Genomic DNA, 14,054 nt, shown 5'->3' on the forward strand with positions numbered 1-14,054 from the left:
GTAAAATGGCAATATTAGAGAATATTAGAAAACGGACAACAGTTCTAATTCTAATAATTGGTTTGGCGTTGTTCGCATTCGTAATATCTGGAGTATTCAGCAGCGATAATTTTTCTGGAACAAAAGTGGGTTCCACGGTCGCTGAAGTTAATGGGGAAAACATTCCTATTGATGAGTTTAGAGCTCAGGTAGAAACAGCTTCTCGACGATATGGGCCAACGGTATCATCTACCCAATTGGTGAACATGGTGTACGATCAAGAAGTAAGAAAGACCATTTTGAACCAGCAATTCGAAGATTTGGGAATCGATGTGGAAAGTGATCAAATCGTTGAGTTCGTAAGAACATCCGGCTACGCTCAAATTCCGGATTTCCAAGATGAGAACGGAATCTTTAACGAAGAAGTGTTCAGAAGCGCCATTGCCGATTGGAAAGCGAACGATCCTTTGCGATATGATGCTTGGTTGCAGGACGAGGCCTCCATCATTCAAGCTGCCAAAGAACGTATGTACTTTAATTTGGTTAAAGGAGGAGTTACTGCGACCTTGACCGAAGGAAAACTGGACTACGATATGTCCAACGATAAAGTGGACCTTCAGTACGTTCGTATTCCTTTTACTTCAATACCCGATAGCACTATCAATGTATCCAAAAGTGATATACAAGCATATATCAACGACCATAAGACCAAGTTTCAGCAGGAAAAGGCACGCGACATCAGATTTGTGTATTTTGAAGAAAAGCCATCCGCAGAAGATGACAACAATGTAAAAGAAGGTATTACCGCTCTATTGGACGATTCTGTGGAATATTCAGAAGCAAAGGACGCTAACGATACCATTGCCGGATTCCGAAATACAACAGCGATGGCTGCATTTTTGGACCGCTACTCCGACACTAAATTCGATACCATCTACAAAGCCAAGAACGATTTGCCCACGGTTGTGGCCGATACACTTATGGCAATGAATGTTGGTGATATTTATGGTCCGTACAAGGATGGGGATTTTTACAAAATTTCCAAAGTAATGGACAGAAAGGCCAATGGAACCGTTAAGGCAAGCCATATTTTGATTACTTGGGAGGGTGCAGAGCGTGCCAATCCATCGATTACCAGAACAAAAGAAGAGGCCGAAACAGAAGCCAAACGACTATTGGCAGAAGCCAAAAAAGAAGGTGTCTTGTTCTCAACATTGGCAAGGGATAATTCGGATGGTCCATCGGCCCCACGTGGAGGTGACCTTGGGTATTTCCAAGAAGGTGTAATGGCAGACGAGTTCAACGATTTTTGTTTTGGAAACCCAACCGGAACCATAGGTTTGGTGGAAACACAGTTCGGATACCACGTGATCAAAGTGGACGATAAGCAAGATGTGATCCAGGTAGCAACTTTGGCGAGGGAGATAGAGCCCTCCGAGGAAACCATAAACACCTTGTTTACCGATGCCACCAAATTTGAAATGGCCGTTTTGGATGCAGAACCCGAAAATTTTGGTGATATCGCAAGAGAAAGTTCTTACACTGTTCGACCAGTGAACAAAATCAAGGAAATGGAAGAAAATCTTCCCGGACTCGGTTCACAACGTAGTATTGTACAATGGGTGTTTAACGAAGATACCAGTGTTGGTGACATCAGACGGTTTAATGTGAACAATGGATATGCTGTGGTGCAATTGACCAAAAAATACAAAAAAGGTCTTATGGCGCCCGAGGATGCTTCTGCTACCGCATTGCCTGCAATCAGAAAAGAGCGTAAGGCACAACAGATCATTTCGGCCAATCAAGGTAAGGCTATGGAAGCCATTGCATCCGACAATAATGTAAGTGTTAGCACGGCCTCTGCGGTGACTTTGTCTTCTCCTACCATTCCAGGAGCCGGTAGAGAGCCATTGGTTGTAGGAAGTGCCTTTGCCCTGGATGTAAACCAAACATCCAAATTGATCGAAGGCAACTCAGGGGTTTTTATGATCAAAGTGACCAATAAAACCGAAGCTGCAGATGTTGAAAATTACAGTACCTATGCACAAAATTTGCAAAGTAGTGCTGCTGCAAGGGTAAACGGTTCGGTTTACAATGCCTTAAAAGATAAGGCTGAGATAGAAGATAAGAGAGCTACATTCTACTAAGAGATAGCCATACAGAATATAAAAATGCCTCTCGTTCGGGAGGCATTTTTGTTTGTTCAAGATGGGTTATTTGCTTTCGGAACCGTTCCATTTCATTTTATAGCAGATATCCGTGATTCTTCCCTGAATATCAACAGTGACCTCAAACCCTTGCTTGGTGCGGAAATAGGCATCGCGTAAGAAGTACCATTTGCCATTTTTTTGAAAATATTCTCTATGGTCGGGTTTCCAATCTTCTATGGGGTAAATGTAATCCAAGAGGGATTGGAATTCGTGCGCGCTTTCTTGATCAAGAATAAAATCTTCCCGAATATAGTCGGTAAGTTCAGGCAAGTTCGTATTCGCTTGGACGCGTTCAAAACTTGCTACTTTTTGTCCAGTATCGATCACAATAAATTCATTGATGTTTTTCTTCTTTTCACCATACATGTTTTGGGTCTCCTGAACAATGTGGAAGACTTTGTATTTAAGTATGTTTTCTACTGGGGTGGAAGAAATTTCATTAAATGTGGTTGTGCAGTTTTCGCGCATAAAGCCATTGAGCCTATTCGAAACCGCTGGGTCAATTTGCGAAAAGGTCTGGGAAGCAGTTAGGAATATGGTTCCTAGGAGGAATCGATAACCTATTTTGGTAAAGATTTGGGCCATCTCTTATAAATAGTTTGATGAATAGGTATCAAACTTATTAGTAAAGTCCTACATTGAATGTTTAGATTTGACGAATGCCCGATTTGAGTTTACGAATGGGGTAAATGAATTCAGGGAATAATTATAAGAAGTGGTTTAAAGGACCATTTTGGAATATGGGATCACAGTGTTGTACCCCTTCGATTTAAAATAGGAAATGGATTTTTCGTCACCAGTAGCCAAGATAAAATCACCGCCCCAGGCGCCTAGACTTTTTATTGTTCCGTAATAATCAGGGAAAAGACGCTCTTTTACAGGAGTCATCTTCAATATTGCTGAAAGTACGGTTTCGTGCCTATCCATCAACAACTCAAAATCCGACAAGGTTGTTGCTCCGATCGTAGCTCGGGTGAGGTCGGTTATCTTTTTAACCAGCTCGGAAGTGTCGAACTGTTGCTCCCTATAATTGGCAATTGCCTTTTTGCTGCTTTGCTTTTGATTTAGATGTACAAAATATAGGGATTCTTTAAAATACGGGTCAAAGGCGATGCTTTCTACCTTGGGTTTATTGTTTTTTAGTTGGTACACCAAGGGTGAATTGGTTTGTGCACAGGCAATATCGTAACCACTGCCGCCAAATGCGTTCCATAATAGTTGGTAGGCATCTACCCGCGCCCATTGTGCCAAATTGTTTATCAGGGTAGACGAGGTTCCAAGCCCCCAGTTCCTTGGAAAAGTAAGGTGTGTTTCAATTTTAAAGCCCTCACTGTCTGTTAACAACAACGGGTTTTGTGCATTGGCCTCCAACAATAGGGTTTTTAACGTATTGGCCATGGATTTGTCCGATGTGGCAACTACATTTAAATTGGTAAGGTCGAGTTGCGCCGAGAACCAAACATTCTTGTTCAAGTCCAAGCTGGTCCAATCCAAAAAACCACTGGTGTTCGGAGTTACCTGCAACGATTGCCCATAACTGGTGGGAATGGCCAGTCCCAATGCTCCATCCAAAATGGCATACTCGCCCGAGAGCAATAACTTTCCATTACTGTAAAACTCCTTTTCCATTACTCAGCTTTAATTTTTTCAAAAGCCTCTTTGACCGCGGCATTGGTTACGGTCCGCTCTTTAAAATAAGCGACCAATTGTAGTTTTTCCGCTTCCGTTGCACCTAATTGGTTCAACATGTTCAATAAGTGCATTTTCATATGTCCCTTTTGAATACCTGTAGTGACCAAGCTGCGAACCGCGGCAAAATTCTGTGCCAATCCTGCTACCGCAACAATTTGCATCAATTTCTTGGCTGTTGGTTTTTGAAGTATTTCCAAGGCAAGCTTCACCAAAGGATGCAAAGAAGTCAAGCCGCCTACTGTGCCAAGGGCCAAGGGTACTTCTATCCAGAACTTAAAAATCCCATCTTCAATTTTGGCATGGGTGAGGCTGGAGTATTGCCCATCTTTTGCAGCATAGGCATGTACGCCTGCTTCCACTGCCCTAAAATCGTTTCCTGTGGCGAGCACCACTGCATCAATCCCGTTCATGATCCCTTTGTTATGGGTCACGGCCCGGTAGGGCTCCACTTTCGCTATATTTACCGCTTGAACAAATTTTTGCGCAAACTCTTCGGCGTCCATGTCCGAATTGTCCAGTTCTGAAACCGGACAACTTACCTCTGCCCTTACCAAACAATTGGGAACGTAATTGGATAAAATGCCCATTATTACTTCAATGTTTTTTTCGTGGTTCGAAAATTCATCAAAGGAAAGGGCCAATTCCTTGAGTGTTTTGGCAAATTGTTCCAAACAGGAGTTGATGAAGTTTGCACCCATGGCGTCCAAAGTCTCAAATGTACAATGGAGCTGATAGTACCCTTGAATTTTATCGCTTAGGTCACGTAATTCAATATCGTTGATGCCCCCACCGCGTTTTTCCATATTTTGGGTAATGGAAGCAACACTTTTTAAAAGTTCAGGTTTTGCAGCAATAAAAAATTCTTTGAGTCTTCTTTTTTCGCCCTTAAATATAAAATGGACCTGACCTACTTTTTCGGTGCCAATAATCTCTGCTTTAAAACCGCCACGATCCATCCAAAATTTGGCAGCCTTGCTTGCAGCGGCTACGACCGAACTTTCTTCTATGGCCATGGGAATGGCCAGGAACTCTCCATTTATCTTAAAGTTTGGGGCTATGGCAAACGGCAAATAATAATTGGAAATGGTATTCTCTATAAATTCATCGTGCAGTTTTTGTACTCTTGGATCGGTGTTCCAGTACTGCTCCAAGAGTTGTTTGGCAGCTTTTGGGTCCTGAGTGCAATTGGTGGCTATCCAATCAATTTTTTGGGTTTTGGATAGTTTGGAAAATCCTTCAACGGGCGTTTTCATAAAGCAGGGTTAAAGAGTTCAAAGATACGCATATTGACCGTTTGGAGGAGCCGCATCTAAATTTTGGAACCGAAGCGCATCGGCAAAGGTTAAAATTGTTGCAAACGCAACAGCAAAGTTTATTTTTCCGATAAATATTAGTAAACTTGGGAGTTTTTAATCAATTTTTTTCACTTCATGAACAAAAAATATTTTCTATTCCTATTCCTTTTGGGCGCATTTACATTTTCTACTGCACAAAAGAAAAAAATAACCCTTGAAGAAATTTGGGGCGGGGAATTCAGGACAGAATACATGGATGTTTTACGATCCATGAACAACGGTACTCAATATACCATATTAAACACAACCCGCTCTCCGCGCGCCAGTAGTTTGGATAAGTACGACTACAAGACATTGGAAAAAGTGGAAACCATAGTGGCATCATCCGATGCTGTTCCCTATTTTTCATCATATTCTTTCAGTGACGATGAATCACAAGTGCTTTTGGCCACAGAAGTGGAACCCATTTTTAGGCGTTCCCGGCTCGGAATTTACTATGTGTACGATATTGCCACCAAAAATCTGGTAAAGATTTCCGAGACCAAAATTCAAGAACCTACACTTTCGCCGGACGGTAGTAAAGTGGCCTATGTCCTGGACAATAATTTATATGTGATGGATTTGGCCGATCGGACTACTAAACAGGTTACTTCTGATGGAAGTAAAGGAACCATCATAAATGGGGTGACGGATTGGGTGTACGAAGAAGAATTTGCATTTGTCCGTGCTTTTGAGTGGAACAGCAACGGAACTAAAATCGCATTTTTAAGATTTGATGAAACCGAGGTTCCCCATTTTTCCATGGATGTTTACGGTAAGGACCTGTACCCCTATCAGCATGAATTTAAATATCCAAAGGCAGGAGAGAAAAACTCTATAGTGTCATTGCAAATGTACGATGTGGCTTCTGGGAAAATATCGAACGTTAATTTGAACGATCCATATTATATCCCAAGAATCAAATGGATGAACCACCCAGATCATTTGAGCGTTCAAACATTGAACAGGCATCAAAACGACCTAAAAATGTATGCCGTAAATGCAAAGGATAATTCATTCTCTGTTTTATTGGAGGAAACCGATGCTGCCTATGTGGACATTGATGATGACCTTACTTTTTTGGACGATGACAGTTTTATCTGGACAAGCGAAACGGATGGCTATAACCATTTGTACCTGTACGGAAGAAACGGAAAGTTGAAAAATCAGATTACGCAAGGTCCTTGGGAAGTAACAAGGTACTATGGCTACGATGAGGATAACGATCGTATTTTTTATCAGTCCGTGGAAAACGGCTCCATCAATAGGGGCGTTTACAGTATTTCGACCAATGGGAAGCGCAAAAAAGAATTATCCGTGGAAGAGGGAACAAATTCAGCAGCCTTCAGTAGCGATTATACCTATTATATAAATACATATTCCAGTGCAACAACTCCTTATAGGTTTACCTTGCACAACGCATCCAATGGGAAACTGGTAAAAGCAATCAAGGATAATTCAGCTTTGCAGAACAAACTGGAAGGCTATGAGATTTCACCTAAGGAATTTTCCACCATCAATATAAATGGGAACGATCTTAATATGTACATGATCAAACCGGCAGATTTCGATCCTAATAAAAAATATCCATTGTTCATGTTCCAATACAGTGGCCCAGGTTCGCAGCAAGTGGCCAACCAATGGATGGGCAGCAACGATTATTGGCACCAGCACTTGGCATCTCTAGGATATATCGTAGCCTGTGTAGATGGTAGGGGAACAGGTTTAAAAGGGCGCGATTTTAAAAAGGTGACCCAAAAAGAATTGGGCAAATTCGAAGTTGAAGATCAAATTGCAGCGGCTCAAAAATTGAGCGAGCGGTCTTATATTGATGCGAACAGAACCGGGATTTGGGGCTGGAGCTATGGAGGATTTATGTCCACCAATGCCTTACTGAAAGGTAACGACACCTTTGAAATGGCCATTGCTGTGGCACCAGTAACCTCTTGGCGTTTTTACGATACCATTTATACAGAACGATACATGCAGACTCCCCAGGAAAACCCAACGGGGTATGACGATAACTCTCCTTTTAACTACCCTGAATTGTTGAAAGGCAAGTATTTGTTGGTTCACGGATCTGGAGACGATAACGTACATGTGCAGAACACTATGCGTATGATAGAGGCATTGGTACAGGCCAATAAACAATTCGATTGGGCTATTTACCCAGATAAGAACCATGGTATTTATGGAGGATATACCAGATTGCACCTATATACCAAAATGACCAATTTTGTTAAAGAAAATCTTTAAATAAAACCAATACCAAACCAATATGTCAGAAGTAGTTAAGCCAGTGAACGAGAAACAAGTTTTTGGGCATCCACAGGGATTGTTCTATCTCTTTTTTGCAGAGTTGTGGGAGCGTTTCAGTTTTTATGGAATGCGAGCCTTGCTTACACTCTACATGGTAGATGTAATTTTCGCCGCCTTAATGGAACGGGATTACGCTACCGCAGCAGTATATTCCTCCTATGGATCATTAGTGTACGCATCCACGGTAATTGGTGGTCGTATTTCCGATAGTATTCTTGGAATGCGCCGATCCATATTTCTTGGAGGCATTTTAATGTCCCTTGGGCATTTTGTGCTTGCCATAGAGAACGATGTCGCCTTTTTTATGGCCCTCTCCTTGATTATTGCAGGGAATGGCTTTTTTAAACCGAATATATCAACATTTGTAGGTTCTTTATATAAGGATGGAGACCCTAAGAAAGATTCTGGCTTCACCATTTTTTACATGGGGATCAATATAGGTGGATGGGTGGCGCCATTGCTTTGTGGATATTTGGCGGCCAAATATGGGTGGCACTATGGATTTGGATTGGCAGGAATAGGGATGCTTACCGGATTGATCGTTTTTTGGAGCGGAATCAAAAAAGGTGTTTTTGGCGATAAAGGACTCCCTCCAGAGAATGGAAATATAGAGAAAAAGGTTTTGGGCCTAAAACAAGGCCTAATGGTTCCAGTTTTGGCTTTTGCCTCGGTTCCCGTAATTGCTTATTTGTTGTCCTCTTACAAAGCATTGGGAATAGAAGGTTCTTTTTTTGGAGACCAGAATATCGTAAATGTGATATTTAAACTAATTGGGTTCTCCATTTTGGTATACTTGGGCTACATTATGTACAAAGCCACATTGGAAGAGCGTAAAAAGCTATTTGTAGCAGTGCTGATAACCTTCTTTATGACCATCTTTTGGGGTTTTCATGAACTTTCCGGAAGTGTGATCACACTTTTTGCCGCTAGAAATGTGGATTTGGAGGGGATTATGACCGCTTCACAGACCAATTCCTTAAATTCCATGTGGATCATAATTTTGGCCATTCCGATTTCTTTAATGTGGCAATGGTTGTCCAAAAAGAAACTTAACCCAAGAACGCCCTATAAGTTTGGTATGGGACTTTTGTTTGCAGGGGTCAGTTTTTATGTATTGGCCATTAGTGGTGCCAGTGCAAACGACAACGGATTTGTCCCCTTTACCTATTTATTGCTAATGTATTTCTTGATTTCGGTAGGTGAATTGTTCATGTCGCCCGTGGGACTTTCAAAAATTACGGACCTTTCACCAAAAAGGATAGTGGCCTTTATGATGGGGGTTTGGTTCCTGTCGTCTGCATTTGCCTTTCAGGTAGTAGGGTTTATCGGTAAACAAATGGCGATAGAGAGCACCGATTCCGATATTAGTGGTTTTAGTACATTAAGTGTTTATACCGATGGATTTATGCTCATAGCCCAATATGCAATTGGAGCGGGAATTCTGGTTATAGTGGCTTCACCATTGATCAAAAAGTTGATGGGCAACGTGCATTAATTTAATTGAGCTTAAACGTATAAAATCCCTTTTCCCCCGTGTGGTGAAAAGGGATTTCTTTTTGTGCACAAGTCGCTTTCCATTTTTTTATCAAGCTTGGGTAGTTGCTCCCGTCCACAAATATTTTTTTGGGTTGTACAGAGTCCAGAACCCGTTCCAGGTTAATTTTTGATGATTGAGTCAACAAAAGATACTCTGGCCTTACTTTAATGGGCAGTACGGTGAGACTGTCCACCACGAACAATCTTTTAGAGCCAATTCGATAACTGTTCTTGAGCTGAACGGCACCCATTTTTTGAATCCGCTCTGCTATGGAATAATCCGTCGCTATATTTCCAATATTGAAAGTGTCCGAAGCAATAATAACGAGTGAATCTCCTAATTGATGCAGTAAAACCGTGTTTCTGGAACGATGTGCCAAGGTTATTGTTTCCTTCTGATGTAACTCGACCTGTTTATAAATGCCCCATACTTGAAAAATGATAAGCCCACTGAAAAAAACAGCTATGGTTTTCCATTTGGGTTTGGATAAAAACAACACAAGAGCAGTAATGATCAAGTATCCCCAAATGAGTTGAAAAGAATCGAAGGGAATGTTTTTGATAATAAAACTCTCTTGTTTTGCCACCCATCCGACGGTGGCATTCATCAAGCGGATGATCCAGTCAAAACCTTTGGCGATAATATTGGGCAAGAAGTCTATCAAAGCTAAAAAGATGACTAGGATACCAAAGCCCAAAATCAAACCCAGAAAAGGAACAACAAGTAAGTTGGTAACAAAAAATAAGGCCGGAAACTGATGGAAATAAAACAAACTGATAGGCAAAACACCCAATTGGGCAGCAACACTTACCGATAATAATTGCCATATTTTGCGGACCAGGATATTTTCAGGGAACCAAAACTTTTGCAATTTTGGGTAGATCCAAACAATGGAGAAAACAGCGGCATAGCTCATTTGAAAGCCTACCTGAAATAAAAACAAGGGCTTGACCAAAAGAATGAACAACATGGATAGCGCAATAATGTTAAAGGAATTGGTAGGACGATTTAGATACATCGCATACGCTACAAAAGAAAACATGGAAACAGCCCTGACAATGGAAGGAGAGAGCCCTGCAACAAAAGCATAGGACCATAGCAACAAAACTATAAGTAAAAGTTTTACGGTCTTACCTTTAGGTAAACGCTCCAAAGGCGAAAGCAAAAATTCCAATAAAAAGAGAAATATACCAACATGGAGCCCGGATACGGCCAAGATATGTACTGCTCCTGCGTTTTTGTAATTATCGTAGGTGTTCTCGGAAATGTCGTCCCGTTTTCCCAAAAGCAATGCTTGGATAACCCCCGATTCCTCTAGTCCAAAGTCGTATTTTTTTAATTTGGATATAATTTTTTCCCTAAAGTTGGCTGCTCTGCCGACCCAGGTTTTTGGAGCGTTCTCTTTTTTTATAATGGAGCTATAGTTGCTTTTGATGAAATGTACGATCCCTTGCTTTTCTAGATAGCTTTTGTAATCGAATTGATGGGGATTCAATGGAGGTCGGATTGACCTTGGTTTGGCATGGATCAAAAACTCATCATCAACCTGCAACTGCTTAGTTAGTGAGTCTACAGATAAACCGAAAAGTATGGTGCCGGTTGTTTGTTCGTTGTCCGAAGCAATGATTTGGGCGATATAATTGTGGGAAAAGATATTGGGTTTGAGCACTTCCCTTACTTTTAGGTGCCATACTTTTTCCTTCGTAACATCCTTTTTGGAGTAATGGTGGGGCATGCCCTTGCCCATTGAAATTCCAACGACCCAAATTCCTAAACAAAAAGAGGTTAAAAATGTAAGCGCCTCAAAAAACGGGAGTCCATTGCGTTTTTGCTTTGCTCTTGCCCAGAAAAGGCCAATGGGCAATACGGATAGCGCAATGAGCAATAAAAAGGAGTTTACATCAATATAAAAACCAAAAATAATACCCAGTACAACCCACAATGTGAGTTTTACGGATATAAAGTTAAGTTGTTGCACTTATAGGATGCGCATGGCCTTTACAAAGGCACTGTTCCAGTATCCCTCCCGTAACGAGGATACCAGCACGCCGCGTGAGGTTGTGGCGTGGATAAACTTAATGTCGTTGCCCTTTACATCTACCACAAGCCCAACATGGTTGATGCGCTTGCCCGTTTTACTTGTTTTAAAAAAGAGCAGATCTCCTTTTTCCACACGGGCAATTTGTATTTTTTCTCCTTCCAGGGCCATTTGATACGATGTTCTGGGAAACATAATGTCGTTTTCCTTTAAGGAAACATAGACCAAGCCAGAGCAGTCCATGCCCTTTTTGGTGGTGCCCCCGTATTTGTAACGAGTGCCCGAATATGTCAGCGCCGTGGAAATAATTCTGTTTGCCTTTGCATTTTTACGCCCCTCCTTTTTGGATTTTGGTTTAGGGGAAGTGTCGGTGTTGGACCCCTCTACCGTAACGGTTCGGGTCTTGCTGTAGGTTCTTCGTTTTTTGCCCGGGCCACAAGCCGTTATGGCAAAAAACAATAGTAAGATTATGGTTTTACGTAACATCCAAGAGTAGATTTACTTTCTTGGAATATAAAACTACACATTTTTCACAATTAATTGTGCAGCCAATTTACTGGCACCTTTACCGCCCAACTTTTCTTTTAGCAGTTTATAATCGGATAATATACGGTCGCGATCAGGTCCATCCACAATTTTTGAAAGCTCTTTTTTTAAGTTTTTTGAGGTCAGTTCATTCTGAATCAGTTCTTTGACCACTTCCTTTTTCATAATTAGGTTTACCAAAGAAATGTAATCGAGGGTAATAATACGTTTGGCAATTTGATAGGAGATCCAGTTTCCTTTGTAGCATACCACTTGAGGTATCCCAAAAAGCGCAGTTTCCAATGTAGCCGTTCCGCTCGTGACCATGGCGGCATGTGAGTGCTTTAAAAGCGTGTAGGTCTTGTTGGAAACGAACTGTACTTCGTCACCTTCTAAAAAAGGAGCGTAGAAATCGTTGGAAAGACTTGGTGCTCCCGCAATCACGAATTGATATTGATTAAAATCCTTTTTTACCGAAAGCATAACGTTCAACATTTTTTGGACCTCTTGTTTTCTGCTTCCCGGTAGCAAGGCGATTATCGGTTTTTTGGGATCTAGTCCGTTTTCTTCTCTAAACGTTTGATTGTCCTGTAACGGGGTGTTCTCAATGGCATCGATCAAAGGGTGGCCGACAAATTGTACGGGATATCCATGTTTTTTCTCGTAAAACTCTTTTTCAAAAGGAAGGATTACGTACATCTGGTCAATATCCCGCTTTATTTTTTTGATCCTACCTTCTCTAGAAGCCCAAATTTGAGGTGAAATATAGTAGTTGGTTTTATATCCTTCAGCTTTGGCCCATTTTGCTATTCGTAGGTTAAAGCCCGAGAAATCGATAAATATAATCACATCTGGATCAAAATTCTGAATATCCTCTTTACAATAGGCAATATTTTTAAAAATGGCAGGGATGTTTTTGATTACTTCCAAAAACCCCATAAAGGCCATGTCCTTGTAGTGCTTGGCCAATTCTCCACCCTCTTGTTGCATTAAATCACCTCCCCAACATCGAATCTGTGCCGAGGTATCTTCTTTTTTTAAGGCTTTTATTAAATTGGAACCATGTAGATCCCCGGATGCTTCACCAGCTATGATATAATATTTCATTGGTAAGGATCAAATTCAAAAACTAAAGGCAAAAATCAAAAATTAATATCGATTAGTTTGGGTTGTATATAAAAGAGTTCTGTGTTTACCTAGCCCATAACTTTGTACATTAATATGATCAGGGCGGTAACCAGAGTGGCCAACATTACTCCTTTGGCCCGTTGGTCCCTCTTAATGCGCAAAAAGGCAAAAAAAGCAACAAGGTTTAAAACAGCGCCCAGTGCCAACAAACTGCCAATATGGCCTTGACTTATGGCGGCATTGATGGTTTCCCCAACACTTAAATCAGAAAATAATAGAATATAGAGCAGGGTGCCAAATGTGTTTGCAATGAGCCCGACTATAAATCCGATGATGATCTCTTTTTTATTGTTCATTTAAATTCCAGTTGTTTATTTGTGGTATGGCGTGGTGCGCTGTAAGGTCGAATTGTGTTGGCACTACGGAAATATAACCCTGTGCCAAGGCCCATTCGTCGGTGTCCTCACCCTTGTCCAGGAGCTCAAATTCGCCCGTAAGCCAATAATAATCCTTGCCCGATGGACTTGTTCTTTTATCAAATTCCTCTTTCCAATTACCTCGTGCTTGTCGGCAAATCCGAATGCCTTTAGGCGGATTTTCCGATTTTGGAATGTTCACGTTCAATACAGTTCCTTTTGGAATTCCATTGGTCAATGCCTCGGAGACAATATTTTTTACACAATCGAGCGCTGGTTCAAAATTAGCGTTCCAAGAATAGTCGCACAGGGAGAAACCAATGGCCGGAATACCTTCAATACCTGCCTCAATGGCAGCACTCATTGTTCCTGAATAAATAACATTGATAGATGAATTGGATCCATGGTTGATTCCGCTCACACAAATATCGGGCTTACGGTCCAAAATTACCCGAAGCGCCAATTTTACACAGTCTGCTGGAGTCCCGCTGCAGCTGTACTCACTTGGAGCACCTTCTTTATGATCAACTACCACCTTTTTGGAAAACAGGGTGCTGTCCACGGTAATGGCATGCCCCATGCCGCTTTGAGGGCTGTCCGGGGCAACAACGACCACGTCACCAAGTTGTTTCATGGTGCGTATCAATGCCCTGAGCCCAGGCGCTGTAATTCCATCATCATTGGTTACAAGAATCAACGGTTTTTCCATATGGCATAATTAAAGGCATAAAAATACGTTTTTCATAAGGATATGAAGCTCTGGTCGTTTAACAAAAAATTAAATTCAGCAGAAAGGACTGGCACGGTTTTTTCTGTATCTTAGAGAATTCATACAAGTAGAACGAAGGAAGACATTGTGAAGATTTGGCAGTATGA

General features: G+C 41.4%; 11 protein-coding genes. 3 read left to right on the forward strand and 8 right to left on the reverse strand.

Features of this window, described 5'->3' with window-relative positions; all coding sequences use genetic code 11:
• Positions 1-5 precede the first annotated feature (5 nt).
• Positions 6-2,126 (forward strand): peptidylprolyl isomerase, encoded by a 2,121-nt coding sequence (locus AB9K32_RS16030; RefSeq protein ID WP_293298991.1) that lies wholly within the window; start codon positions 6-8, stop codon positions 2,124-2,126.
• A gap of 66 nt (positions 2,127-2,192) precedes the next feature.
• On the opposite strand, the gene AB9K32_RS16035 is transcribed toward AB9K32_RS16030, so the two are convergent.
• The 3 genes from AB9K32_RS16035 to AB9K32_RS16045 form a co-directional block, all read right to left on the reverse strand.
• Positions 2,193-2,774 carry a hypothetical protein gene (locus AB9K32_RS16035; protein WP_369885762.1) on the reverse strand — a complete coding sequence of 194 codons (582 nt, stop codon included), beginning with the start codon at positions 2,772-2,774 and terminating at the stop codon, positions 2,193-2,195.
• A gap of 135 nt (positions 2,775-2,909) precedes the next feature.
• Positions 2,910-3,818, reverse strand: a complete 909-nt coding sequence (locus AB9K32_RS16040; RefSeq protein WP_369885764.1) for a GYDIA family GHMP kinase — start codon at positions 3,816-3,818, stop codon at positions 2,910-2,912.
• On the reverse strand, positions 3,818-5,134 hold the full coding sequence (locus AB9K32_RS16045; RefSeq protein ID WP_224836353.1) for a hydroxymethylglutaryl-CoA reductase, degradative: 1,317 nt from the start codon (positions 5,132-5,134) through the stop codon (positions 3,818-3,820). The genes AB9K32_RS16040 and AB9K32_RS16045 overlap by 1 nt, the downstream gene beginning before the upstream one ends.
• A 177-nt stretch (positions 5,135-5,311) precedes the next feature.
• Here AB9K32_RS16045 and AB9K32_RS16050 point away from each other — a divergent pair, with 177 nt between their 5' ends.
• Both AB9K32_RS16050 and AB9K32_RS16055 read left to right on the forward strand, forming a co-directional pair.
• Entirely contained in the window at positions 5,312-7,471 is a 2,160-nt protein-coding gene (locus AB9K32_RS16050; RefSeq protein ID WP_369885766.1) for a S9 family peptidase, read from the forward strand.
• Between the two features lie 22 nt (positions 7,472-7,493).
• Positions 7,494-9,029, forward strand: coding sequence for a peptide MFS transporter (locus AB9K32_RS16055; RefSeq protein ID WP_369885768.1), 1,536 nt, complete (start codon positions 7,494-7,496; stop codon positions 9,027-9,029).
• 1 nt (position 9,030) lies between these two features.
• Here the strand turns inward: AB9K32_RS16055 and AB9K32_RS16060 are convergent, their stop codons facing one another.
• The 5 genes from AB9K32_RS16060 to surE all read right to left on the reverse strand — a co-directional run bounded on the left by AB9K32_RS16060 (position 9,031) and on the right by surE (position 13,887).
• The gene (locus AB9K32_RS16060; RefSeq protein ID WP_369885770.1) at positions 9,031-11,049 is read right to left on the reverse strand and encodes a ComEC/Rec2 family competence protein; all 2,019 of its coding nucleotides are present in this window, start codon (positions 11,047-11,049) and stop codon (positions 9,031-9,033) included.
• Positions 11,050-11,595 (reverse strand): C40 family peptidase, encoded by a 546-nt coding sequence (locus AB9K32_RS16065; protein WP_224836357.1) that lies wholly within the window; start codon positions 11,593-11,595, stop codon positions 11,050-11,052. It abuts the gene before it with no gap.
• A 33-nt stretch (positions 11,596-11,628) separates the two neighbouring features.
• On the reverse strand, positions 11,629-12,741 hold the full coding sequence (lpxB, locus tag AB9K32_RS16070) for a lipid-A-disaccharide synthase (protein WP_369885773.1): 1,113 nt from the start codon (positions 12,739-12,741) through the stop codon (positions 11,629-11,631).
• 89 nt (positions 12,742-12,830) lie between these two features.
• The gene (locus AB9K32_RS16075) at positions 12,831-13,118 is read right to left on the reverse strand and encodes a hypothetical protein (RefSeq protein ID WP_224836359.1); all 288 of its coding nucleotides are present in this window, start codon (positions 13,116-13,118) and stop codon (positions 12,831-12,833) included.
• Complete coding sequence (gene surE, locus AB9K32_RS16080; RefSeq protein WP_252080667.1) at positions 13,108-13,887, reverse strand: 5'/3'-nucleotidase SurE; 780 nt, start codon at positions 13,885-13,887, stop codon at positions 13,108-13,110. The genes AB9K32_RS16075 and surE overlap by 11 nt, the downstream gene beginning before the upstream one ends.
• Between the last annotated feature and the right edge of the window lie 167 nt (positions 13,888-14,054).

The organism is Allomuricauda sp. XS_ASV26 (assembly GCF_041224615.1).
GTDB classification, from domain to species: domain Bacteria; phylum Bacteroidota; class Bacteroidia; order Flavobacteriales; family Flavobacteriaceae; genus Flagellimonas; species Flagellimonas alginolytica.